Here is a 24873-nt window from a genome sequence, read left to right as displayed (position 1 = left end):
CGCACGGATTGGTTTTTTTTTGAGATATATTGATACTAAAAGCTTTGCTGGTCTGCAGACGGGCCATAACTTCCGGGCAAAGGAATGTTATTCAGCCTGTAATACACTCCCAGCTGAGCCCTGTGATGGGTAATCTGATTCAACGCATGGCGAATTGCTCCATATTTACTCCAGCTCGCCAGCTCGTGGCCGTTATTTTTGATCGTCCAGCTTGGATTCAGGTTGTCTTCTGTTGCTTTTTCCAAGGCTGCTTTTCCGGCCTGGTAACTATCATCCAGTTTTTTGATAAGGTCTTCTTTTGTAGAAAGTTGGGTCGGTTGGTATTCCCCTTTGCCAAAATCAAGTTCTGAAGTATTTAAAATTGTATTAGGCCATTCAAAAACTTCTACCAGATGTGTTGCCAATGGCATGAGCTTCATGCTTTTTTCATGAGGAGCATAGTCGTTTTTCCCTTCAGGAAAAAGGTCAATGAATTTTTTAGTCGTTTGAAATTCTCCTTCCAGTTCGGATTTTAATTGAGATAAGGTATCCATAATATTTTGTTTTTTAGGTACATAAAGTTAGAATTTTTAAATCTGAAAATGTCGTAACGGAATCATAAATTTTTTAATATCAACCTCCCGGAACCATCTCTGAAATAATTTTTTTAATAAATTGTAACAAAATAATACATAGGAGTACTAATTAAGAAAATCTTGATGCAATGAGAAAGCTGTTCTCAATATTTCTTATCACTCTTTTTGCCTTTGCCAATGCACAGGACAACAAAGAAACGGCCAACCGATTCTTTTATGAGCTGACTTTTAAACCCAAGAAAGATTCAGCGAAGCTGGATAAGGTCATTACCATTCTGGATATAACGGATAAAAACAGGTCTGTTTATCAGGATTACACGGTGATAGCACAGGATTCTATAATGAAAATAGAAATGGAGGCCATTAAGAAGTCGGGAATGATGAGAGACTTTTCTAAATCTCTTAAAACGCCTAAGATTTCAGCAAAAATTTATAAAACATATCCCGGCATGAAGGTGCAGTATGTCGATAAAATTGCAAATGGTTTTACTCCAACAACAATCGGATATAGCGAAGATTTAAAATTCAATTGGAATATTCTTGGCGATAAACAAAAAATAGGGGAATACAATACTCAAAAAGCAACGACTGAATTTGGGGGAAGAAAATGGACAGCCTGGTTTACAACAGATATTCCTTTCCAGGACGGACCCTATAAATTTTACGGACTTCCGGGGCTCATTGTAAAAATTGAAGATGAAAACAAAGATTATTCCTGGGTACTACAGGGTAACAAGAAAATAAAAGACTACACAGAGTTTTCCTACATTGAAAATATGATGAAAATCTCCGGAAAAGTGAACGAATTATCAAAAGAGAAATTTGAAAAAACTTTCAGTGATTTCAAAAATGACCCTTTTGCTTCTGTAAGACCAATGATGACACAGGAAATGCTTTCCAAAACAATACCGGGAATGGACGGAACAGTGGGTGACATGATGAAGAAGCAGGAAAAGCAATACAAAGATTTCTACAATGCAAATGATAATCCGATAGAAAAAGATCAGGCCTCTGATAAAAAGAAAAAATAAGCATTCATATCAACTAAATTATATTTCAAGTCACCCCAGATACAGCAATGTATTTGGGGTGATTTCTTTCATAGTCAAAACGTTATTTAGATTAAATTTAAATAACGTATATTTGCAGGACAAAAATTTTGGCTTTGATAGAGAAAGGATTACATAAATTGAGTGGATTTCCTAAAAATAAAATAGGAAAGATATTGGGATATGATAATGACCATCTGAAAATGCCCAATAAAATTATCGAAATGGGGCTTCTTCCGGAGACCATTTTCAGGATTTTATATCAGGCCCCGTTCAATGGGCCCATGTATGTGGAGTTTGGTGCAGAAAAAAGCCGTATTGCCCTTCGTGAAGAAGAGGGAGATTATATCATCGTTGAAGAATTGAATTAATGCAGGCAAATAAGAAAAAACAGATCCTTCTGGTGGGGAATCCCAATGTAGGAAAGTCGACGGTTTTCAATACACTTTGTAACAAAAAGCAAAAAACCGGAAACTATGCCGGGGTTACCGTGGCTAGCCATTCGGGAAACTATGAATATAAAAATGAAGAAGTTGAGGTTATTGATCTTCCGGGTTCCTACAGTGTATATCCAAGCTCTGAGGACGAAGCCATTTTCTCAAAATACCTGATCGACGAACAGGAAAACTACGCAGGAGTTGTTTATATTCTTGAAGCATTAAGCCTGAAAAGAGGCCTTCTTTTGTTCCAGCAGATCCAGGATCTTGGAATTCCAATGATTCTGATCGTCAATCAGATTGACCAGGCAGAAAGAAGAGGAATTACCATAGATATTCAGAAGTTCTCTGAAGCCCTGGGAATCAAAATCATCCAAACCAATGCAAAAGAACATATTGGAATTGATGAAGTAAAAGAAAGTATCTTCAACAATGAATTTGTAAAAACAGATACAATTTCTTTTGAAACTCCCAACGAGCATAGAGATTTTATCCAAAAATTAGCTTCTCATAAGGGTTTTACCAACGAGTATAAAGCCTGGATGAGCCTTTCATTAGGAACAGACCTTGGAAGAATAGAATCCGTAATGGAGCAACTTCAGGGTTCTGAAGCCAAAAGCCTGGTCCCAAAAAGATTACAGGTTCAGGAAACGGTCAGAAGATATCAGAATGTTGATAAAATACTGGAGAATGTCATTTCCAAAGAACCTCAGTTTAAAGAACTTCTCACAGAAAAGCTGGACAAAGTTCTGGTTCACAAATTCTGGGGATATGTTGTCTTTTTAGCCATTCTGCTGGTTATTTTCCAGAGTGTATTTTTCCTTGCCGAATATCCCATGAGCTGGATTGAAGATTTCTTCTCCTGGCTGGCAGCTTTTACAACAGAACATCTTCCGGAAGGCCCCATCAATTCACTGATTTCAAACGGAATTGTTCCCGGAATTGGAGGAATTGTAGTATTTGCCCCTCAAATCGGAATTCTTTTGTATTTCCTCTATTTGTTGGAAGATTCCGGATATATGGCCAGAGTAGTATTCCTGATGGACAGAATGCTTCGTCCTTTTGGTCTCAACGGAAAAAGTATCGTACCTCTTGTTTCCGGAACAGCCTGTGCTATTCCAGCCGTTATTTCCACCAGAAACATTGAAAACGTTAAAGAAAGACTATTGACGATATTGGTAACACCGTTCATGACGTGCTCTGCCAGACTTCCGGTTTACAGTATTATTATAGGATTGATCATTTCTGAAGGATCATTTTTAGGAATAAAATATAAAGCACTGGTGCTGATGGCCATGTACTTACTGGGTTTCCTGGTTGCATTATTTTCAGCAGCAGTCCTTAAGAGATTTATTAAAAATAAAGGTAAAACCTATCTGGTAATGGACCTTCCTGCTTATAAAAAACCACTTTTCGGATATGATTTTAAAATGGTTTTGGGAAAAGTATGGGACTTTATTACCGGAGCCGGAAAAATTATATTTATTGTCAGTATCATTATCTGGTTCCTGAGTTATTTCGGACCAAAACAGAAACCTACTGAGTTCGTGGCAAGTAATGTTGAGCTCGATCATTCCTATTTAGCAAAAATGGGTAAGGGTATAGAACCGGTGATTGCACCATTAGGGTACGACTGGAAAATGGGAGTAGGTATCCTTACAAGTTTCGTAGCCAGAGAGGTGTTCGTAGGAACAATGTCTACGTTGTATAGCCTTGAAAATGATGCTCCGGAGGTGAAAGTAATCGATAAAATGAGAAGAGATGTGAAACCGAATGGCGAAAAGGTATTCAGCTTTGCCACAGGTATTTCCGTGCTTCTGTTTTATGCATTTGCAATGCAGTGTGCTTCCACACTGGCAGTAGTCTACAGAGAAACGAAAAGCTGGAAATGGACCGGCTTCCAGTTGGCTATGATGACAGGTTTGGCATATTTTGTGTCGATGATAGTATATCAAATTTTAAAGTAATGGATTCTTCACTTGTTTTTCAATATGTTCTGGTATTCTTAATTGTGGCATTTGCTTGTTACTCTTTATTTAAAGTACTTAAAAAGAACTTCGCCCCAAAGAAATTCAGCTCCAAAAGAAGCAGCTGCGATAAAGATTGTGGCTGTTCTTAACATCTGATTCATCGGAAAATTGAAAAAATGTTGTAATTTCATTTTTTTAATTTAAAATATTCATATTGAATCTTTCACAGGCAGGACTCATTGTCTTCTTTCTTCTATGGATCGCTAAGGTACAAGCTCAGATAGATACCGCTTTGGTGAAGTCATACGCCGATCAGGTGATGATCCGTGCCAATCTGGATACCAATATTGAAAGCTATATTTTTTCTGAAGGAGAAAACAGAGATGAAAACAAGCAGATATTTTCCATCAACAATAAAATAAAAATATCCTTGTCCATTGATTACAAAATCATCAGTGCAACCGTTTCATTCGCGCCACGCTTTTTTCCCGATAACAGAGATAATGAACTGAAAGGGAACAGTTCCTATACAGACTTCAGTTTTAGATTTTTTCCGAATCGGTTTATCCAGAACCTTTATTACAAAAATGTCAAGGGATTCTACCTTGAAAATATGCAGGACTTTATTCCCGGATGGACAGAAGGAAGAGATCCTCACATCCAGTTTCCCGATCTGAGAGTGCAAAGTTTCGGAGGATCCACATCGTATATTCTTAATAAAAATTTTTCCGCGAGAAGTATTTATACACAGGGAGAGTGGCAGAAGAAAAGCGCTGGAAGCTGGGTTCCGTTTTTAGACTATGACCTCACTGTTTTTTCCAATATTATAGACGAGCAGAAAAATAAAGAGTTTCAGTATAAAATTGGTGCCAATATAGGCTATTTCTATAATTGGGTTATTGGAAAAAAAGTAAATATTGCCCCTTATCTGGCTCTTGCTTTGGAGGAAAGTTCTCCAGTTCTCAAAATAACGCGGAAGGAGGTATCAGAGAAAACGCACAGTATTTTACCATGAGAATGGAAGGAGGCCTTCACGTGGGATATAATACGGACCGTTTTTTATTTGGAGGAAAAATGAACTTTGGAGCTTCAGCTTATGAACAAAGGAAAAATCAGGCGGTAGAAAATAATAATGTGTATGGTTTATTATATGTAGGTTACCGGTTTGCCCCGCCAAAAGTGGTGAAAAAAACCTATGATAAAATGCAAAAAGCCATTCCTCTTTTATAACTTAAGACTCTTTTAAGTATCTTTGTTTCGGACAAAGTATTATACTAACAACAAAGAAATATAAAAACATAATGTCGTTAATAAAATCTATTTCAGGAATCCGTGGAACGATTGGCGGAAAAGTCAATGATAACTTAACTCCGCTTGATGTGGTGAAATTTGCTTCCGCTTTCGGAACCTGGCTTCAGAATAATAAAAATAAAAAAGACCTTACGCTTGTTATCGGCAGAGATGCAAGAATTTCAGGACAAATGGTATCTTCACTGGTAACAGCAACTTTACAGGGTCTGGGAATTAATGTAGTAGATCTTGGACTTTCCACTACACCTACCGTTGAAGTAATGGTTCCAGAATTGAACGCAGATGGAGGAATTATCCTTACCGCATCTCACAACCCAAAACAATGGAATGCCCTTAAATTATTAAATGAAAAAGGAGAATTCATCAGTGGTGAAAACGGGGCTGATGTTTTAGCTTTAGCAGAAAATGAAGATTTCAACTATGCGGAAGTGGATGATCTTGGAACCTACGAAACAAGAGATGATGCTTTTGACATTCATATTCAACAGATTCTGGACCTTCCGATGGTAGATGTTGAAGCCATCAGGGAAAAAAAAATTCAAGGTAGTACTGGATGCTGTAAACTCTACAGGAGGAATTGCTATTCCAATGCTGCTGGATAAGCTCGGTTGTGAAACCATAAAACTATATTGCGAGCCTACAGGACATTTTCCACATAACCCGGAGCCCCTGAAAGAACATTTAGGAGATATTTGTGAGTTGGTTAAAAAAGAAAATGCAGATTTAGGAATCGTGGTAGATCCGGATGTTGACAGATTAGCTTTAATCGATGAAAAAGGGGAAATGTTCGGAGAAGAATACACGTTGGTGGCTGTAGCAGATTATTTACTGAAACATCAAAAAGGAGCTGCCATTTCAAACCTTTCTTCAAGCCGCGCTTTGAGAGATGTGGCACACGCCCACGATTCAGAATATTTTGCAAGTGCCGTAGGAGAAGTGAATGTAGTAACTTTGATGAAAGAAAAGAACGCTGTAATCGGAGGTGAAGGAAATGGCGGAATCATTTATCCAGATCTACACTATGGAAGAGACTCTTTGGTAGGAGTAGCACTATTCCTGACTCATCTGGCAAAGGAAAATAAAACCGTTTCAGAATTGAGAGCGGGATATCCAAGCTATTTCATGGGAAAAAAGAAAATAGAGCTGACCCCTGAAATCGATGTTGATGCTATTTTAAGCAAAATGGAGCAGGAATATCAGAACGAAGATGTTTCTACAGTAGACGGTGTGAAAATAGATTTTGAAAACAACTGGGTGCACCTGAGAAAATCGAACACTGAACCGATTATCAGGATCTATACTGAGGCAAAATCTCAGGAAGAAGCAGATCAGCTGGGTGATGATATCATCGCTAAGATTAAAAGTTTAATTTAAAAATAAAACAGAAGAACGGACTTGCTCCGTTCTTTTTTGTATCATCTGATGTTTGAGCATATTAAAAGCAGGTTTCCTTTTCCCAAAGAAAAATGGCGGAAATTTCTCGCTTCTTTTGAACGCATGGAAGTTCCGGCTAAAACCCTGCTGCTGAAAGAAGGAGAAGTCTCGTGCAATGCCTATTATCTCGAACAGGGAATAGTAAGAGCCTGGTATAATAATGACGGAAAGGACGTTACCTTCCAGTTTTTTCTTGAAAATACCATGTTTTCTTCTCTGGAAAGCTTTAGAAAAGGATTGCCCAGTATGGTCTCTTTTGAAACCATAGGCCCCTGTGTTGTATATAAAATCAAAAAACCGGATGTAGAAGCTTTCCTTGAAGAGGTTTATGAAAATCCTGAACTTAGAAAGATGTTTATGGATGCCCTTTTTGAAAGGGTTTTCGATTATATGAAACATTTCTTTTCATTTATTAAAGATACGCCACAGCAACGCTATCTGAACCTTACCATAGAAAAGCCGGAGATCATCAGACGGGTTCCTCAGCATTATATCGCTTCCTATCTGGGAATTACCACCGTTCATTTGAGCAGAATAAAAAGTAAAATATTGAAGGAAAGACTTCCTTAGGCTGGAAGTCAGGTGCTTGAAGCTGAAAGTTTATGGCTGATAATGTAGAACTGAAGGATATTGATAAAAATTTTATCACAACCTACACAAAGAATCCAGAAAAGAGGTTACAAAATCATTCAATGGCTTTACAATAAGCTCATATAGAAGTGTCAACGCGACAAAGAATAATAGAGCATTACTAATCACCTGACGCCCTATCACTATACTTGTGTAATCTGCTGCTTCCCTCTCCGTGCTTCCTTTCTTTTAATTGATAACAAATGTTATTGCTCTGCAGCATACCCTACAGCTAATTTTGTAGTAAAATAAAAAGACAATGAAAGCAGCAGTAGTATTTGAAAAAGGAAGCATTCCTCAATATGCAGATTTTACGGAGCCAGAAGCGATCCAAGAAGATGAAGTGATGGTGTCAGTAAAGGCAGCTTCTATTAAAAACCTGGACAAAGCAAGGGCAAGCGGTAAACATTATTCCACGGAAAACAAAGAACATCAGCCAACGATTATCGGTTCAGACGGAGTAGGATACCTGGAGAACGGAACAAAAGTTTATTTTTTCAGTAAAAAAGGAACCGTCGCAGAAAAAGCTGTAGCAGATCGGCATTTTGTAGTTCCCGTTCCTGAAAATCTGGATTTTTCCGTTGCTGCAGCCCTTCCCAATGCAGTAATGGGCTCTGCAATGGGGTTAAAATTCAAAGCAGGCATCCAACCCGGAGATGTAGTTTTGATCAACGGTGCTACAGGGATCACAGGTAGAATAGCCATTCAGATTGCCAGATTATACGGGGCAGAAAAAATTATTGTTACAGGCCGGAATGAAGAATCTCTGAAATCCCTGCACAAACTGGGAGCAGATGAGGCTGTTTCTTTACAACTCAGTGATGAAGCTTTTAAACAGAAAATAAAGGATATTCATGCTTCAACTCCTATTGATATTGTACTGGATTATATCTGGGGTCATTCGGTTGAGATGATCTTATCAGCTTTTAAAGGAGACGGAACTTTCTCTCATAAGACAAAACTGGTTTCTGTGGGAGGAATGAGTGGCGATACAATTCAATTATCTTCTCAGATCCTGAGAGGAACAGATATTCAGATTTCAGGATCAGGACTTGGAAGCTGGACAAAGCAGGAATCTGCACTCCTGTTTTCAGAAATCATTCCGGAAATGTTTTTGGCAGCAGCAGCTGGAAAAATTACAATAGAAACACAAGAGGTTGACCTGAAAGATATAGAAGCAATCTGGAATGCTGAGGTACCCGCTGGAAAGAGGCTCGTAATCAAAATTTAACCACAATTTCAGTTTTTTATCCACAATTCTTTTATCTGTTTTCTTTTTTTACTATTTTTATAATAGAAATTTATGAAATGGATAATTCAAAAAAAAGTTGCAACTTTGCATAAATATTTGAATATCAGTTTCAGATGTATTATTAATTAAAAGTTTGCCGAGGTTTGTAAGCAATTTCAAACATCAGGCTGACAAAGAGGACACTATTGGAAGAGTATTTTGGAAATGAACTTGTAAAAAAGTTCGAGGAAATGATGGAGAACAATGATGAATTCTACTTCGATACCGAAGAGTTAGAAGATATTATTGTTTATTATTTGGAGCTTGGAGACTTTAACTACGCTGATATGGCGGTAAGTTATGGCCTGAAGCTTCATCCCAATTCTTTAGATATCAAGATTAAAAAACTTGAAATTCTTTTGGAATGGGAAGAGTATAATACGGCGAAAGGGCTCATTAATGAGCTAAAGGGTTCCTCTATGGAAAACACCGACTTTATGGTTTGCTACGCCAAGTATTATTCGAGTTTAGGAAATCCTAAAAGATCCATTGAAATTTGTAAACAAGCTTTGACATTAGGGGAAGAAGAAAACTTCCTTCACAACTTTATTGCAGATGAATATGTGAATCTGGGAGATCCTTTTAACGCTCTTAGACATTACAGAAAAGCACTGAAAGAAGATCCTACAGATGAATATGCATTAGAAAACTGTATGGTGTGCTTTAGTGATCTTAATAAGAGTGAGGAGGCTATTGCCTTTCTTAATGAATATCTGGATGAATTTTCTTATTCTGAAACCGCATGGCTGGAATACGGTCAGTTTTACTTCAACAGAAAAAATTATGATGAAGCCATAAAAGGCTATGACTATTTATTGGCCATCAATTCAAATGCTGTAGGAGTATATGCCAATAAGGCAGCCTGCTATGAAGCTTTAGGACAATATCAGAAAGCTATCGAAACCTACGAAGAGATGCTTGAGCTGGAATACACAAAAGCCTTTACTTTCTATAAAATTGGGCTTTGTAATAAAGCATTAAAGCAGCCTATAGTTGCATTGAATGCGTTCCAGAAATCTTTAAGAGAAGATCCGCAGTTTTACCTTGCCATGATGGAACAGTCATATCTGTACGAAGAAATGGGAGGGATGAGTGAAGCGTTGCATTTTGCAAAAGAAGCCACTCAATTGAATGAAAACAATCTTGATTATCAGAAGAGATTAGCATTTTTATTCATTGATTCCGGGAAATTTGAAGAAAGCCTTTCCTGTCTTAAAAAACTGGTGGATGCAGAACCTTCAAGATTTTACAACTGGTATGCTTACTCCGAAGTATTGATGCTTCTGGGTGAATATGAGGAAGCGGTAACTGTGCTGAACAGCGCTGTTAAAAACCATTACAGAGCAGAATTATTTTATCAGTTGAGCAATTGTTTCTTCAACCTGAAAGATCAGGACAAAGGAATCGAATCCCTTCAGAAAGCATTGGACCTGGATCCGTCTTTAGCTAAAGATATGCAGAAAAAATATCCGTTTATCAAAGATGAGGTTAAAAAGGTGAAGGCCAGAGTGAAAAAGAAAAATTGATTAAAACATTTTAATTAAACATAAAAAATCCTGCATTGCAGGATTTTTTTATTGATAATGATACTCGTCAATGAATTTTCCCAGAAGGGTAGTGGAACTTACATTGGCATTTACAAATAAAATTTATTTTTTCGGATTTGTTCGTAAAAATATCAGTCCGGCAATGATAATTCCGGCACCGATAAATTGCATATACGTAAGCTTTTCACCATCTAATATTCCCCAAATAATGGCAACAATAGGCATAATTAAAGTAACTGTTGAGGCAAAAAGAGGAGATGAGACTTTTAATAAACGGTAGTTCATCGTCATTGCCAATCCTGTACCGAAAACAGATAACAGGCTGACAAACAGTAAGCCCATCAGCAGGTCTTTTGAAAGGGTAAATTCTGAAAAAAATCCTGTGCCGGTTAACGCAATCAGAGAAGGTAAAAACAAGACGAAAGAGAAAATAAAAGAAGATAATACCACTGAAGAAACTTCCATCAGTTTTGATTTTACCGTTGTCGTGCTCATTGCATAGCACAAAGTAGCCAGTAATAACAACAGGATCGGAATCATTTTAAATTCACTGCTGTCACCTCCTCCAAAGGCAAGAATACAGACGCCGGCGAAGCTTATACATGTTCCTATGATCTGTTTTTTGGTTGTTTCGAATTTCCAGACAAGGCCTCCCACAATGATCACAAAAATAGGCATCATGGAGTTAATAATTCCTGCAATGCTACTGCTTACTTCAGTTTCGGCAATAGGGAAGAGGAACATGGGGATAAAATTTCCGGTGAAAGCTGCCAGAATCAGCCATTTGATATGCTTTTTAGGGAAAAGCTTATAATTTGAAATGGCGACAGGTAGTAAAATAATTCCGGCGATCAGAACCCTTAAAGCACCTACCTGAAAAGGATTAAAATGCTCAAGAGATTTTTTAATCAGAATAAAAGAAGATCCCCAGATAATACTCAGGAGAATAAGAAGTACCCATTTTTCTTTATCTGCGTTCATTATTGTCGTGTAAAATTTTTAAAAACTCTTTTTAGGAATCATTCTTGCCCCCAGACTTTCCAGATGGTCGGTATGTGACTGGCAGTCAATCAAATCTATAGTATCTTTGTAGGTCTCAACAAAATGGATAAATCCGGCTTTCGAAGCATTGCTTACTTTAGCAAACATACTTTCTCCACAGAAAACATTACCGATCTGTAACCCATAAAAGCCGCCTACCAGTTCATTTTCCTGCCATACTTCAATGCTTCTGGCCAGTCCGTACTCATGAAGCCGGATAAATGATTCCATCAATTCATCGGAAAGCCATGTTCCGGTTTGCCCCTTTCTGCTCGCTTGCTGGCAGTGGGTGATAACCTCTCTGAAGTTTCGGTTCTCAGAAAAAAAAAAAACATTTCTGTTCAGGATCTTTTGCATCGATTTGGAGACCTTTATTTCTTTCGGAAACAAAACGAATCTCGGATCCGGACTCCACCACAAAATTTCCTCTCCCGGGTTAAACCATGGGAAAATACCCAGTTGATAGGCAAACCAAATACGTTCTACAGAGAGATCACCACCGTAGGCAATCAATCCGTCATGGCCGTCATACAGCTCAGGGTCGGGGAATGAAATCTCGTTGTCGTCTAATCGAATCATTTTATCAAAAAAATCCTACTTCAAAAGCAGGATTTATATTAGATCTTTATTCTCTATTTAAAAAGGTAAATCGTCATCGTCATCTCCGGCAAACGGATTCTCGTTTGATACTGGGGATGCAGATTGCTGAGGCATTGCCTGAGTAGGTTCTGAAGCGATGTCTGATACTTTTTCTACTCTCCAGCCGGTAATAGAATTGAAGTATTTAGTCTCACCCTGAGGAGAAACCCATTCTCTACCTCTGATGTTGATTCCTACCTTTACGTTATCTCCTTCTCTAAGATTATCTAATAAACTGATCTTATCAGATAAAAATTCTATGTTTATCGGCTGTGGATACTGTTCCTGGGTCAAAATAACCATTTCTCTCTTTTGAAACCCGCTCGCAAATGTTTGAGCATCAAAAAGTTTCTTTACCGTTCCTTGTAATTCCATATCGTAAATATTAACGGTGTAAAAGTAAGAAAATCAATTGTAATAATAGGTGCCGGTGAAAAAAAAAACTAAAAATTTTAATTTTTTTCTTTGAAAAGTTTGGAGGTAAGGGAAATTGTCCTATATTTGCACTCACAAAAACGAAGCAAGCTCTTTAAAACTTACAATATAAAAAACCAGCGGATGTGGTGTAATTGGTAGCCACGCCAGACTTAGGATCTGGTGCCGTGAGGCGTGGGGGTTCGAGTCCCTTCATCCGCACTATGCGAAAATAGCTCAGCTGGTAGAGCACAACCTTGCCAAGGTTGGGGTCGCGGGTTCGAATCCCGTTTTTCGCTCCACACCTGCCCTGGTGGTGGAACTGGTAGACACGCAGGACTTAAAATCCTGTGCCTCTTTTGGCGTGCGGGTTCAAGTCCCGCCCGGGGTACAAAGCCCTCTGTATGTCGTTACGGAGGGTTTTTTGTTTTTATAGAAGGTGTTCTTTCGGTAAAAATTCTTATATTTGTAAGATAAATGATTTTGAATCTGTGAAAACAGATCAATATAACCAGCGGATGTGGTGTAATTGGTAGCCACGCCAGACTTAGGATCTGGTGCCGTGAGGCGTGGGGGTTCGAGTCCCTTCATCCGCACTATACAAAAGACAGGATTTGTTTTCAGATCCTTTTTTTGTACCATACACCAGCCCTGGTGGTGGAACTGGTAGACACGCAGGACTTAAAATCCTGTGTCCGCAAGGACGTACGGGTTCAAGTCCCGTCTGGGGTACAAAACCCTCTGTAATTTGATTACGGAGGGTTTTTGTTTTTTTAGTTACAAGAGAATCTATTGAGACTTTTTAAAGGCCAGGTCTCAGGACCGGGAGGAATATTTATACCTCCATCAAAATTGAATCATCATCATAACCCTTAAGATCAGTCTTAAATCCATAGCATCACGGAAGGAATAGTATATCTGTACCCATAATATAGTTTTATTCTGTATCTGTATCCAAACTTGAATACTCCATAATTTTGTTAAGCTAAAGAATAAATACTATGGAAACAATTGCACAACATCAGGAACAGCTTCAATATGCTGAAGTATATATTTCAGACATGTTGGCGTTGAGAAATATGTTTCTGCAGATACACAATACCTCAAAAATCAGTTCAGATTTCGGAATTCCCTTTCTTTTGGCTAAAAAAGAAAACCAAATTGTGTCATTTGCAACTCTTATTCTGAATAGAAACGGGAAGATTTCCTTTAAAATATGGGCAAAAAATACCGTTTCAGACCAGGAAAAGAAAAACTTTTATTCAAAAGCCGAAAATGAGTTCAACAGGAAAAAAGATCTGAATTTCCGGGATCCGGAACAGTTAAAAAGCAGTATCGCAAGTATGATCAGCTGGCTTAATTTTTAGTAAAGCCTGAATAAAATTGTACATTTACTTAAAACTGTAATTCAATGTTGAAAGATGTCCTGTACCTTAAAATAGCGAATTCTGTCACCGAGCAGATCAAAAGTGAGACCCTGCAATTCGGAGACAGGCTCCCTTCACTGAGGAGTGCCCAAAAACTATATAATGTCAGCCTGAATACCGTAAAACAAGCGTATATGGAGCTGGAAAGCCGTTCTTTGGTTGAATCCCGCCCCAAATACGGATATTATGTAAGTCAGACCTCACAGCGTAAACTGGCGCTTCCTTCTGTAGGCAAAATGAAAGTTTATGAAGGAGACAAATCTCCGGAAGACCTTATCGGTAAAGTATTCGGAGCTATTGGAGGTACGGATATGACTCAATTCGGTCTTGGTATCCCAGGAAAAAGCCTTCTTCCGGTAGCCAAGATGAAGAAATGTATGATTGATGTAATAAAGAAGAAACATGACAGCGGAACAAATTACGAACCGGTACAGGGTAATGAACAACTTCGTCGGGAAATTGCCAAATGGTCCATCGTCATGGAAGGAAAAATTACAGAAGATGATCTGGTGATTACTTCCGGTGCAATGAATGGGGTGTATAATTGCCTGATGGCAGTTACCCAACCCGGCGATAGTGTGGCGGTGGAATCTCCTGTATACTTTGGAATCCTTCAGGCCATTCAGCTATTAGGATTAAAAGCCGTGGAAATTCCTACCCATCCCATTACAGGGGTAGACCTCGATGCATTGAAAAAAGTACTTCCCAAACTTTCTGCATGCTGCTTTGTCGTGAATTATAACAATCCGCTGGGATTCCAGATGCCGGACGAGAATAAAAAGAACTCGTGAGAATGCTTACCGAGTATAATGTTCCTTTAGTAGAAGATGATGTGTACGGAAATATCTACTTCGGAGCAGGAAGGCCGAAGCCATGTAAATTTTATGATGAAACCGGTATTGTGATGTGGGTAGGTTCGGTTTCAAAAACACTCGCACCGGGATTTCGTGTCGGGTGGGTAGCTCCGGGAAAATTCAAGGATAAAATTATCCGTCAGAAACTTGTGCAGACCGTTTCCGGCCCTTCTTTGTTTTCAGATGTGATTGCTGATTTCCTGGAACATGGACGATATGATCACCATTTAAGAATGTTCAGGAAGAAATTATATGCCAATTATCTTCAGATTCAGAAATCGGTCACCCAATATTTTCCCGATAATACTAAAATTTCAGAACCTAAAGGAGGGTTTATGCTATGGCTGGAATTAGATAAAAGAATCTGTACTGAAGATTTGTACGATGCCGCCGTCAGCCAGAAAGTAAATTTTGCTCCCGGAAGAATGTTCTCACAATACAACCAGTTCCAAAATTGTATGCGTCTCAATTACGCTTTAGAATGGACAGATCGTGTGGAAAGTGACCTTGAAAAACTGGGAAAAATGATAAAAAACAGAATATAATAAACCCTATCGTGATGAATGATACATATAATGAAGTACAAATCATTGAGTACGAACCTCAATATAAAGAAGCTTTCAAAGCTTTGAATGAAGAGTGGATCAAAACTTTTTTTGTAATGGAACCCGGCGATTACAAATTGCTGGATCATCCGGAAGAACAAATTTTAAATAAAGGCGGATATATCGCTTTTGCTTTGCTGAATGGAGAAGCAGTAGGAACTTGCGCTCTGGTAAAAGCTACCGATAAACCGCTTAGTTTTGAACTTTCTAAAATGGCTGTAAGCCCCAAAGCACAAGGAAAGAAAATTGGCTATTTGCTTGGAAATGCTTTGGTGGAAAAAGCAAAAGAATTAAAAGCTGAAAGATTATTTCTGGAAACCAATTCCATTTTGGTTCCTGCCATAAAGCTGTATGAAAAATTAGGATTTAAACACATTCCCATTACCAATGCCGGATATGATAGAGTAGATGTACAGATGGAATTGGATCTCAAGCTTTAGGAAAAAAATATTAGAACTCGGATAGAAATATCCTTGTTCTAATATCAAAATTTAAATCTAATTGCTTTACTGTTCTATTTCTTAATAAAAGTTTTCGTTGCTGACATCCTGTTTCCGATGATGGTAAGGAAATATATTCCGGCCGGAAGATGTTCAATATGTATGTTTTCATCATAAAATCCTCCTGAAGACTTCAAAACTTTTGTTGAAATCACCGAACCTTTTGTGTCCGTGATTTTGATCATCACTTCTTTTTCTTCAGATTGGTATCGGAAATTAATGTCTGTTGAAGCCGGATTTGGATATAACGTAAAAGAATCTGTGGATTTCTTTATATCTTTTGTCGCTAAAGATTCATTGGAACAAACCGGTATTCTGTTGATTCCATCAATGCCCCATGCAGATTGTACCGGGATACACAGCCAGTTTAATACTGTTGGCAGGTGATCCGTTTCTCTGGTTGTTGCGGAATAATCAAAAATTTTAAAAGTAGTAACGGTGTTGGCGCTATACGTTGGTGAGCCTGTTACCGTCATATTATTGGCATTTGGACTTGAATCTGCAAGGGTATTTCCCGAAGTTTCATCACATTTCCAGTTCCCCAGAAGCTGAGAATAGTACGGATGTGAAGAGGTAATATCCTGATGGGCCCAGTTGACAATGATATCATTAGGAAGAGCGGTTTTCCAGATTCTTACATCTTTATATGAAGCAGCAAGATTTTGACTGTATACATTTGTCCCATCTTGATTCAGGGTAAATGGAAGCCCGGAATCAATATTTCCAATGGTATTCATTTTGGCAAAAGTAACAGGAACGCCGTCTTCGTAAAGTGTTACAAGACCGTCTCTGTCAAAACTGGCTGCAATATGTTTCCATTTATTGGTTTCTACTTTTCCTCCTACAAGATCGATTCTGTTGGTCCCGTCTCCGATATTCATTTTAAAGGTCTGTCCGGAATATCCCGAGATTACAAGTCCTTTATTTTTTCCGTTAGACCAGTTTTTATTTCCGATCATCACCGGGTCACTGGAATAATTTGCGTTGGGTTTTACCCAAAATTCAATAGTAAAATCCTGATTAGCTCCAAAATTGAAAGGAACCTGATTGGCAGGCTTGGCGTACGTTCCCGAAGGAAAGCTGATCTGATTAAACGTTTTATTGGATTCCAGAGTTGTTTTGCTGATCTGTTGAGGCATGAATCCCGGATTGGAATAAATGGTAAAAATATTTCTTTCCGAAAGATTTCCCCCACCGTGAGAGCTATCTACAGCACCATGGTCAGTCGTAAGTACTACCAGCCAGTCTTCGCTGTTGTAAGTAGACCTGTTTTTCATAGCATTCACAATTTCACCGATGTAAGCATCCGTAGTTTGGATAGAAGAAATGTATTGAGGGACACCTGACGAAAAACCATAAGAATGTCCGGCGTGGTCCACATCATCAAAATCAACAAATAAAATGTCCGGATTATCATTTTGTAAGGCTGCCACAGCCGCATTTTTCACGGCAAGGTCGCTTCCAAGATTGCTTTTGACATCTGCTGTTTTGATAATCTTATCATTGATCGGTGCCCAGTTGACAAGGGACATCGTTCTCAGGTTAGGATTGTAGCTTTCCGCTCTTGTCAGAAAGTCGGGATAACTGACATAATTGGGATTGGTAAAATTATTATCCTGCACATTGTGTTTCGTATGCCATACACCGGTAAGCATTGTACTCCAGCCGTTTCCGCTCCATGTAGTAGCCGCACATAACCCGTCAATAGAGTAGATGGACTGATTGATGAGATTCTGGATATTGGGGATACTTGTTGACATCATAACATCGGAGCGGCAGCCGTCAATACCGATAAAAAGAACTTTTTTGGTTTGAGCTCCTAGAAAGCAGCTCATTATAACTGCCATTGAGAATAGTTTTGTTTTCATGAGAAATGAGGGTTTTAAGTAGAAAGTTTACAAATAGTAATTTATTTTTAACTATTGTAAAATTAATTTAGTACTGGTAAATAGATGTGAACAAAAGGTTAATTAATTGATAATTAAATAGTTGTATGAGTGTTTGAAATAAACCTGTTATAGATTTTAGAAACACCTGAGCTTTTAGAACTTTGCAAACTCACGATTTGTGAGTCGAAGAATATAGCGTTCACTTTTTTTAAACGAAGATTCAGGTATTTGCTATTCTGTTGTAAGGACATTTCGTTTAAAAATAAATATGGTAATCACGATTATGATCTGGGTTTATGTAAAATTTGTGATTTGAAGGGATCTTAAAAAACAACACAAATATGATCTGCGAAAATATTTGTGTTATTAGTATTGAAAAAGAAATTTCTAAAGAAGGTTTTCGGCTTCAGAAATAGTATTCAGGATATAGTCAGGCTTTGCTTTTTCGAGCTCCGTTCTGTTTTGTGCTCCGGAAAGAACTGCTATAGTAAGACCACAGCCTGCATTCTTACCCTCTTCGATGTCAATCACAGAATCCCCTGCTTTCAGGACTTTTGCAGGTTCTGTGATATTGAATTTTTTCATCGCCAGGTTGATCATTGCCGGGCTGGGCCTGCTTTCCGAAACATCATCTGCGGTGATCAGGGCATCAAAATGAACGTTTTCTTTCCAGTGTAATTTATCTAAAAGTTGTTGTGCGATTTCATGAGTATAACCTGTATTCAACACCACTTTTTTATTTTGTGTTTTCATACTAAGAAGGAATTTTTCCGTTCCGTTGATCGGTTTTACTTCGAGATTTCGGTAGGCAAACCTCAAATTTTCAGAAAAGTTTTCAAAAATGGGTTGAGCATCCGCCTCATTTCCGCGGATGTCCTTTAACAAGCTGGTGATCGCTTCCAGTTTTTCCATTCCTGCACAATGGATAAGTACTTTTTCAAGCGTTACAGAATAGCCGTATTCATTCACGGCATCCGTTAAGGTTTTATAGACTACATTATCTTCGTCAATCGTTGTTCCGGCCATATCCAGAACCAGTAATTCTATATTTTTCATTGAAATTTATGCATAAATTTTTTCTATGTTAAACTTTGAAAAGCCTCCGCTTCCCGTCATTCCCTTTCCTCCGATTCCGGTGACAATATGAATATTCGGAGACGGGCGGTGCTCAAAAATATCTTTTGTCTTGCATTGCGAATAGACCCCGAACCATCTTCTCTGGATTTCATAGGTAGGAAGATCAATGATTTTTCTCGCTTCATGAATCATGAATTCATCAATTTCCATATTCAGATCATAGCCGAGATCATCAGCATTCCTGGCATCGGCATATTCGTGAGAATCTCCTACAATAACAGATCCGTCAAGCGCCTGTTTAAATAAAATATGAATTCCATATTTCTTTTCGAAAGAATTCTGGTCTTCCAATGCTTTGATTTGTTGGAATGAAGGGCACTCACTGAAAGACTCATATCTTCTGATAGAAAGCCCCGTAAGAATATTACCCTGAAGCGAATAAATTCCTTGTGGTTTTGTTTGAAGCATTTGCAGCTTGCTTACTTCCAGGTCACTTTCATTGAATACTTTGGGGTATAATGTTTTAAACTCATGCCCGCCGCAAATCAATATTTTGGAAGCTGTAAACTCACTCCCTTCTGCCGTCACCGCAATGCATTTCTGATCATCCTCATTTGTTTCCACTACCGTGGTATTATAGAAAATCTGAAGCCCGATCTTTTCCTGTAAAAGCCGGTGTAGTTTTACAATCATATCTGCAGAATCTACTGAAAGCTCCTGCGGAAAGAACAATCCGCCTTTACAATAGTCTGAGCGGAGACCGTCATATTTTTTAATACAGTCGCTTTTAGACAGGAGAACAGATTCGTAATCATTATTTCTGTTGATTTCGTACAGTTCTTCAATAAGCTGAAGCTCTTCGTCGTTTGAAGCGATATATACGGAACCGTTTTGTCTGATGGTAAGATCTGCCTGAGAATGGAGTTCTTGATATATTGAGAGACTTTCTCTCCCGAAATTTTGCCATGTAAGATCCATTCCCGAAGGAACAACCTGTCCGAAGTTTCTTACCGTTGCTCCCTGTGGTAGAGAGTTCTTTTCCAGTAAGGCAACTTTAAGATTTTTCTTCAAAGCATGATACGCATGGAATGTTCCTAAAATTCCACCGCCAACTACGAGTAAATCAAATTTTGTTGTCATTTTAGTATAATTTATAAGATTTTTGAAGCATCAAAATTGATGTATCGATTAGAGTTTGATTTGGGTTTTGACTTTTTTTTGAAAGCCAGAAAAGCAATAATTGAAAGAATTAAGACTGTAATAGTGATAATATAATTAAGACTGATGTAAAAGCTAAGCCATGAAGTCTGCGAAGAACCGAAATTCTTGTACAGCAGAATCAAAACACTTCCCAGATATCCGAAAGAATCGACAATATAAATAAGGAAGCCTACATTTCCTTTAATATCAAAAGCAGCGATCATCCGGTCAAAATAAATTCCGTTGAAAGGAATATAACAGAGGTACATCCCAAAACCTGAAATGGTCATCCATACAAAAGGTGACAGCGATCCCTGCTGAAACAGATAGGTTGAAAATCCCACCACCAGAATTCCACCAAAAAGGATGTAATGATAATATGCAAAAGCTTTTTTATTGTTTTTAACCTTTACCATGAAACTTAAAATCACAAGAACCATAATGGCAATAGGGATTTCCGTAAGGGTAAAAATGGAGCTGTCAAAATGAAAATGGAGTCCGTCCCAGATCTCACGGTTGAAATTATCCCTGAAATCCCTTAAAACGGTAAGGCTGATGTACAGAAAAATAATACAAACAACCGGCACAAAAAACTGCTGAATCAGGGCTTTTCTTTCCGGTCCGTTCAAGGGTTGTCTTTTACTTTTAAGCAAAATATCTTCTTCAGTCGGTTGGGGAATTCGTTCCAGAAGGATTCCAAATACAAATAACGGAATAATAAAGATCAGTCCCGCTGAAAAAGGCATCCAGAATTCGGAAATTGAAAAAGTGTCCATCAGGAATTTTCCTACAGATTTGGTAAAACCTGACGAAACCACAAAGCTTGAACATAAAAACAGTCCGATAATCTCGGTGGTTTTACGACCTTCAATATAGGAAAAGACAATTCCCCAGATCATGCCCAAAGGAATTCCGTTCAAAAACATAAAAAGTATATTGTACGGGGCAGGTACAGCGGCAAACCCCAATAGAGAAAGCTCTGCAACGGCAATAAACGAGAATAAAAAGGATCGTCTTTTTGCCGGTTTTAATTCTGAAATAAACTTGATGCCGATGAATTTTGAGATAAAATATCCTACAGCCTGAGCGATAATAATCAGGATTTTGTAGTCGACGCCGAAGTAGGATAATCCTTCGAATGATGCTACAGTAAAGGGTTTTCTGAAGCCATACATGCAAAAGTAGACCCCGAAAGCAGCAAAAGCGGCTTTCAGTGTTACCATTGTTTTTTTATTGATTGTTCCAGCCATTGTAGTGGTTTAGAAATTCAGTTTTATTCCAAGATTGCAACGCACTCCGTAGTATTCTACCTGTTCGGGGCGATCTTCATTTTTACCGAAATGATAAATAAGCGGTTTGTTCAGGATGTTGTTGATATCGGCATATACACCGATATGTTTTGTAATTTGGTAAGAACCTCCAAAATCAAGGCTGCTGTACTTTCCGTAATAGGTATCATTGATGTCCTCTTCAGCGTATTCTACGGCATATTTTCCTTTATAATTGTAGGCCAGCCTTGCGTTGAATCCTTTCTTCTCAAAGAAAAGCTGCACATTGTACAGATCACTAGCCTGATACGGAAGCTTTACTTTCCTTCCGCTTGGTTTTTCCATTTCTGAAGTCATGAAAGTCGCATTTACCTGTGCTCCGAAATATTGCAGGAATCCCGGAAGAAAATCAAATCTTTTATTGATGCCAAGTTCAATACCTCCCAGCCAGGCTGCTTTTCCGTTGTTAGGAGCTGAAAACTGAACTCCGTTTATTCCATTATAGCTTCCGATAAAAGAATCCTGGAAGATCGGGTCGGTAATCGATTTGTAGAAAATTCCTCCGCTCAGAATCCCCACGTTGGAAAAATAATATTCTCCCATCAGATCAAAATTCAAGGAATACGTAGGGTTAAGATCCGGATTTCCTCCTTTAAATTCGTTATCAGCTTCAATATAAGTTCCTCCGGGTGTCAGATCTCCGAAATTCGGCCTTGAAAATGTTCTTGTGGCGGCAAAACGCAGGTTGGTTTTATCGTTCAATGCGTATTTTAGATGAAGCATGGGAAGAACAGCCAGGTAATTTTTAGTATGCTCAACAGGAGTAAGAACGTCATCAACAACATGATACCCTTTTACCTTCGTATTGGTATTGGAAAATCTGATTCCTCCTAAAATGGTGAATTTGTCATTCAATTTATAGGTTCCCATTCCATAAGCATCAGCATGTTTTTCAAAAACATCAAAGTTCCTTCCCAGTGCTTTATTGTACTCCAATGCTTCAGAATCTGCAGTGTTGATCTTTAAATTTCCGTGATTATCATACCAGAACTGGTTCATTCCTCCGGTGGAAAGGACCGGTCCGAAAGAATTTCCGATAGACGCATTCATTTCACTTAGATACTTGGTCCCGTTCGGTTGGGCTGTGATGTACTGGGAATAATCTGAAAGTAATGGAGCCGTTCCGTTGCTCCAGTTGTAAAAGATGTCTGAGAATCTTGCGTTACGTTCCTTATCTCTGTATTTTAAACCATATTTTACGGTCAGTTGATCAGAAATATTGATTTCATGGTTAAAAGTTGCCACAATCTTATCTTTTTCCTCTACAAAAACTTTATAGAATTCCAGATCGGTAAATTTCATCTGAGAAGCATCCATTTTAAAATTCGGATCACTGTAGAACCCAAATAAGGCATCCGGGTTTTTATAATCCAGCTTTCCCCCATCTGCTTTCCAGTAAGCTCTTGGGCCGTTTCCGTGATCCGAAATATAACCAGAGTTGATGCCTACACCTGACTGAGTGTATTTGATAACATAATAGGAGTTGTTTTGCTTATCAGGAATATTTCCGTATTTAAATTGATTATCATAGTAGGAGAGATCCCAGTCGATTTTTCCCTTATCCAGATTATGAACTCCGCCTAAGGACACTGAGGTAAGTTGCGTGATCAGTAAATTATGAATATTCTGAAGCTCTACTCTCGCTGTATTATTGGCACTGCTGAATTTATCAAACCTCACTCTGTGTTTGTAATGAGTTTCGTCATCCGAAAGTGTTCCGTACATTCCTTTCACGTAAAGTGTATTCTTCGGAGAAAGCACATATTCAAAGGCTGTATTGATTCCGGTAGTTTTTCTTACCCCGTTATAATCCCGAAGTTCCATTCTGAAAACCCCTTCATCACCGCTTCGTCTTGCTTCAAAATTATCGGTAGACCAGTTTCTGATGAAGTGGGCAAAATTAAAGAGGTATCCGAATTTTTTATCTTTCGTTCTTCCTCCGTACATCAAACCGATATTATAGACTCCTTTATCTGCTTTCGCATTATACCCGCTTCCCAAAGTCGCTTTAAACTCTGTTTTCATCGGAGGGGTTTTTGTAATGAAATTCACTCCGCCACCAATTCCATCTGCTTCCATATCAGGAGTAAAAGACTTGTTGACATGTACATAAGAAATCAATTCCGTAGGGAAGAAGTCAAATGCAGTTGCTCTGGAGGTCGTTTCTTCTTCAGCGGTGGGAAGCCTGTTTCCGTTAATCGTTGTAGAGGCCCAGAAAGGAGGCAACCCCCGTAGAGAAACGAACCTTCCTTCACCCTGATCTCTTTCAATAGAAACACCCTGAACACGCTGAACCGTTTCTGCCGCATTCCTGTCCGGAAGCTTCCCGATGCCGTCAGAGGCAATGACGTTGCTGATATTGATGGCGTTTTTCTGAATATTTAATGCCCGTGCTTCCGTATTCTTTAAAGTACCGGTGATCAATACTTCATCAATATTTTTTCTCAGTTGGGAAAGTTTGATATTCCCCAGGTCGGTGGTTTGCTCCGATTTCAGATCAATTGTGACATCTTTAGATTCATAACCTATATAACTGATATGTAGTATGTATTGACCTTCTTGAATGTCGTTGATGGCAAATTTACCGTCAACATCCGTAGTGATATTTCTTGATAAGCCTTTTATTTTGATAGTGGCGCCGGGGAGTGGCTGACTGTCATCGAGGACAGTTCCTATAATTAACTGTTTTTGCGCTGAAACTAAAATGATGAAACAGGTAAAAACAAGGATAAGTAATTTCTCTAATTTTGTTTTCATTTTTACATATATTAATTTTTTTATGCAAATCACGCCAATAATTTTAATATATATAAATATTTGGTGTTAAGTATTGATTAACAAATTAAGCCTGTATGTTACTTCTATCTTACTTAAAAAAATATAAAAACGGAGCCGTTTTTTGGATATATATTCCTGTAATGTGCTTAATAATAGTGCATTATTCATGTGTTTTCCAAAATGATTGAATTGGGCAATTTTTGCTCAGGTTCCTGTTTATTCGTTAACATAACGTTCATGTCAGCCGCTGATGCTGTTTTCAGAAGTTTACAAATAGTAAAATTTTAATCTCTAAACATAATTAAACCGGTAAAGGCGAGATCATATCATTTAATTTTTTTTCGCTCTCCAACCCTCCAATTCATTCATTCTCCGGCTTTCAAACATATTCAGGAGCTGTTTCCCGCTATCCGCTCATACTCCTCGCGGCCTTGCGCTCCACGTCTAACCCTTATATTCTCCAGCGCCTGCTGTGGGGTAACCGCTTCTATCGGGGCTAGGAAATGGTAAAAAGTTGAAAATGGAAAATTGAAAATTGAAAATGGATGCCTACTCAACATATTTATTTACTCTTCTCTGCAAATCCGTGTGATCTGTGGTAATCTTTATTCAATAGGAGCGGGCTAAAGCCCTCTCAATAAAGTATCCTTTAAAATCAGGCTTTAGCCCAAACGTAAAACCTTTCCAAGACCATCCTCACGAAACTTATCGCCCCATACAGCCCTTACTCGTTATACTATATAATAAAGTATAACCATCTGTGCCAACCGGCAAGAATAACGTGATATTTTATCCATTTCCTCTTTATCCCTTTCCCTTCTTATATATATGCACCCCAAAATTTCCCCTTCCAACCCCATTTTCCCTGCTATTTTCG

Annotated in this window: 19 protein-coding genes, 5 tRNA genes and 2 pseudogenes; 17 read left to right on the top strand and 9 right to left on the bottom strand. The window is 38.3% G+C overall.

All coding sequences use genetic code 11. The annotated features are described in order from the left end of the window. Window positions 1-35: 35 nt before the first annotated feature. Window positions 36-533 (bottom strand): damage-inducible protein DinB, encoded by a 498-nt coding sequence (locus H3Z85_07150; GenBank protein ID QPQ53133.1) that lies wholly within the window; start codon window positions 531-533, stop codon window positions 36-38. A gap of 170 nt (window positions 534-703) precedes the next feature. Here H3Z85_07150 and H3Z85_07145 point away from each other — a divergent pair, with 170 nt between their 5' ends. The 9 genes and pseudogenes from H3Z85_07145 to H3Z85_07105 all read left to right on the top strand — a co-directional run bounded on the left by H3Z85_07145 (window position 704) and on the right by H3Z85_07105 (window position 10223). Then, the gene (locus H3Z85_07145) at window positions 704-1606 is read left to right on the top strand and encodes a GLPGLI family protein (protein ID QPQ53132.1); all 903 of its coding nucleotides are present in this window, start codon (window positions 704-706) and stop codon (window positions 1604-1606) included. Between the two features lie 134 nt (window positions 1607-1740). Then, a complete protein-coding gene (locus H3Z85_07140; GenBank protein QPQ53131.1) occupies window positions 1741-1995 on the top strand; it encodes a ferrous iron transport protein A in 255 nt (84 codons plus the stop codon). Beyond that, window positions 1995-4028 carry a ferrous iron transport protein B gene (gene feoB, locus H3Z85_07135; GenBank protein ID QPQ53130.1) on the top strand — a complete coding sequence of 678 codons (2034 nt, stop codon included), beginning with the start codon at window positions 1995-1997 and terminating at the stop codon, window positions 4026-4028. The genes H3Z85_07140 and feoB overlap by 1 nt, the downstream gene beginning before the upstream one ends. 217 nt (window positions 4029-4245) lie before the next feature. Continuing rightward, window positions 4246-5046 carry a DUF4421 family protein gene (locus H3Z85_07130; GenBank protein QPQ53129.1) on the top strand — a complete coding sequence of 267 codons (801 nt, stop codon included), beginning with the start codon at window positions 4246-4248 and terminating at the stop codon, window positions 5044-5046. After that, a complete protein-coding gene (locus H3Z85_07125; protein ID QPQ53128.1) occupies window positions 5043-5261 on the top strand; it encodes a hypothetical protein in 219 nt (72 codons plus the stop codon). Before H3Z85_07130 ends, H3Z85_07125 begins: the two co-directional genes overlap by 4 nt. 71 nt (window positions 5262-5332) lie before the next feature. Beyond that, a pseudogene (gene glmM, locus H3Z85_07120) lies at window positions 5333-6716 on the top strand (phosphoglucosamine mutase). 48 nt (window positions 6717-6764) lie between these two features. Next, window positions 6765-7346, top strand: a complete 582-nt coding sequence (locus tag H3Z85_07115; GenBank protein ID QPQ53127.1) for a Crp/Fnr family transcriptional regulator — start codon at window positions 6765-6767, stop codon at window positions 7344-7346. A gap of 319 nt (window positions 7347-7665) precedes the next feature. Next, entirely contained in the window at window positions 7666-8637 is a 972-nt protein-coding gene (locus tag H3Z85_07110; protein ID QPQ53126.1) for a zinc-binding alcohol dehydrogenase family protein, read from the top strand. Between the two features lie 206 nt (window positions 8638-8843). Then, window positions 8844-10223 carry a tetratricopeptide repeat protein gene (locus H3Z85_07105; GenBank protein QPQ53125.1) on the top strand — a complete coding sequence of 460 codons (1380 nt, stop codon included), beginning with the start codon at window positions 8844-8846 and terminating at the stop codon, window positions 10221-10223. Between the two features lie 123 nt (window positions 10224-10346). Here the strand turns inward: H3Z85_07105 and H3Z85_07100 are convergent, their stop codons facing one another. Genes H3Z85_07100 through H3Z85_07090 form a run of 3 tightly spaced genes read right to left on the bottom strand, consistent with a single transcriptional unit; the run spans window position 10347 to window position 12299 of the window. Continuing rightward, window positions 10347-11225: a DMT family transporter gene (locus H3Z85_07100; protein QPQ53124.1), complete on the bottom strand. Its 879-nt coding sequence runs from the start codon at window positions 11223-11225 to the stop codon at window positions 10347-10349. 18 nt (window positions 11226-11243) lie between these two features. Next, the gene (locus H3Z85_07095; protein ID QPQ53123.1) at window positions 11244-11864 is read right to left on the bottom strand and encodes a leucyl/phenylalanyl-tRNA--protein transferase; all 621 of its coding nucleotides are present in this window, start codon (window positions 11862-11864) and stop codon (window positions 11244-11246) included. A 57-nt stretch (window positions 11865-11921) separates the two neighbouring features. Beyond that, window positions 11922-12299, bottom strand: a complete 378-nt coding sequence (locus tag H3Z85_07090; protein QPQ53122.1) for a DUF3127 domain-containing protein — start codon at window positions 12297-12299, stop codon at window positions 11922-11924. A 179-nt stretch (window positions 12300-12478) separates the two neighbouring features. Here H3Z85_07090 and H3Z85_07085 point away from each other — a divergent pair. The 8 genes and pseudogenes from H3Z85_07085 (at window position 12479) to H3Z85_07050 (ending at window position 15664) form a co-directional block, all read left to right on the top strand. Further along, window positions 12479-12560 (top strand) — tRNA-Leu (locus tag H3Z85_07085). Between the two features lie 4 nt (window positions 12561-12564). Further along, window positions 12565-12640: transfer RNA gene (locus tag H3Z85_07080), tRNA-Gly, on the top strand. A gap of 5 nt (window positions 12641-12645) precedes the next feature. Further along, window positions 12646-12729: transfer RNA gene (locus tag H3Z85_07075), tRNA-Leu, on the top strand. 123 nt (window positions 12730-12852) lie between these two features. After that, a tRNA-Leu gene (locus H3Z85_07070) sits at window positions 12853-12934 on the top strand. A 52-nt stretch (window positions 12935-12986) separates the two neighbouring features. Next, a tRNA-Leu gene (locus H3Z85_07065) sits at window positions 12987-13070 on the top strand. Window positions 13071-13339: 269 nt separating this feature from the next. Next, window positions 13340-13705, top strand: coding sequence for a hypothetical protein (locus H3Z85_07060; GenBank protein QPQ53121.1), 366 nt, complete (start codon window positions 13340-13342; stop codon window positions 13703-13705). 44 nt (window positions 13706-13749) lie between these two features. After that, window positions 13750-15164 (top strand): annotated as a pseudogene (locus H3Z85_07055) (PLP-dependent aminotransferase family protein). Between the two features lie 14 nt (window positions 15165-15178). Then, window positions 15179-15664 carry a GNAT family N-acetyltransferase gene (locus H3Z85_07050; protein QPQ53120.1) on the top strand — a complete coding sequence of 162 codons (486 nt, stop codon included), beginning with the start codon at window positions 15179-15181 and terminating at the stop codon, window positions 15662-15664. A 74-nt stretch (window positions 15665-15738) separates the two neighbouring features. Here the strand turns inward: H3Z85_07050 and H3Z85_07045 are convergent, their stop codons facing one another. From H3Z85_07045 to H3Z85_07025, 5 genes are all read right to left on the bottom strand, one after another. After that, the gene (locus H3Z85_07045) at window positions 15739-17592 is read right to left on the bottom strand and encodes an alkaline phosphatase family protein (protein ID QPQ53119.1); all 1854 of its coding nucleotides are present in this window, start codon (window positions 17590-17592) and stop codon (window positions 15739-15741) included. Between the two features lie 408 nt (window positions 17593-18000). Then, window positions 18001-18669, bottom strand: coding sequence for an HAD-IA family hydrolase (locus tag H3Z85_07040; GenBank protein QPQ53118.1), 669 nt, complete (start codon window positions 18667-18669; stop codon window positions 18001-18003). A 6-nt stretch (window positions 18670-18675) separates the two neighbouring features. Next, window positions 18676-19830: a TIGR03364 family FAD-dependent oxidoreductase gene (locus H3Z85_07035; GenBank protein QPQ53117.1), complete on the bottom strand. Its 1155-nt coding sequence runs from the start codon at window positions 19828-19830 to the stop codon at window positions 18676-18678. Window positions 19831-19841: 11 nt separating this feature from the next. Continuing rightward, complete coding sequence (locus H3Z85_07030; GenBank protein ID QPQ53116.1) at window positions 19842-21140, bottom strand: hypothetical protein; 1299 nt, start codon at window positions 21138-21140, stop codon at window positions 19842-19844. Window positions 21141-21149: 9 nt separating this feature from the next. Further along, window positions 21150-23975 carry a TonB-dependent receptor gene (locus H3Z85_07025; GenBank protein QPQ53115.1) on the bottom strand — a complete coding sequence of 942 codons (2826 nt, stop codon included), beginning with the start codon at window positions 23973-23975 and terminating at the stop codon, window positions 21150-21152. Between the last annotated feature and the right edge of the window lie 898 nt (window positions 23976-24873).

The sequence above is a fragment of the Chryseobacterium indologenes genome, assembly GCA_016025055.1.
Taxonomy (GTDB): Bacteria; Bacteroidota; Bacteroidia; order Flavobacteriales; family Weeksellaceae; genus Chryseobacterium; species Chryseobacterium indologenes.
Note: the sequence above shows the minus strand (reverse complement) of the source record. Positions and strands in the feature narration are given on the sequence as shown.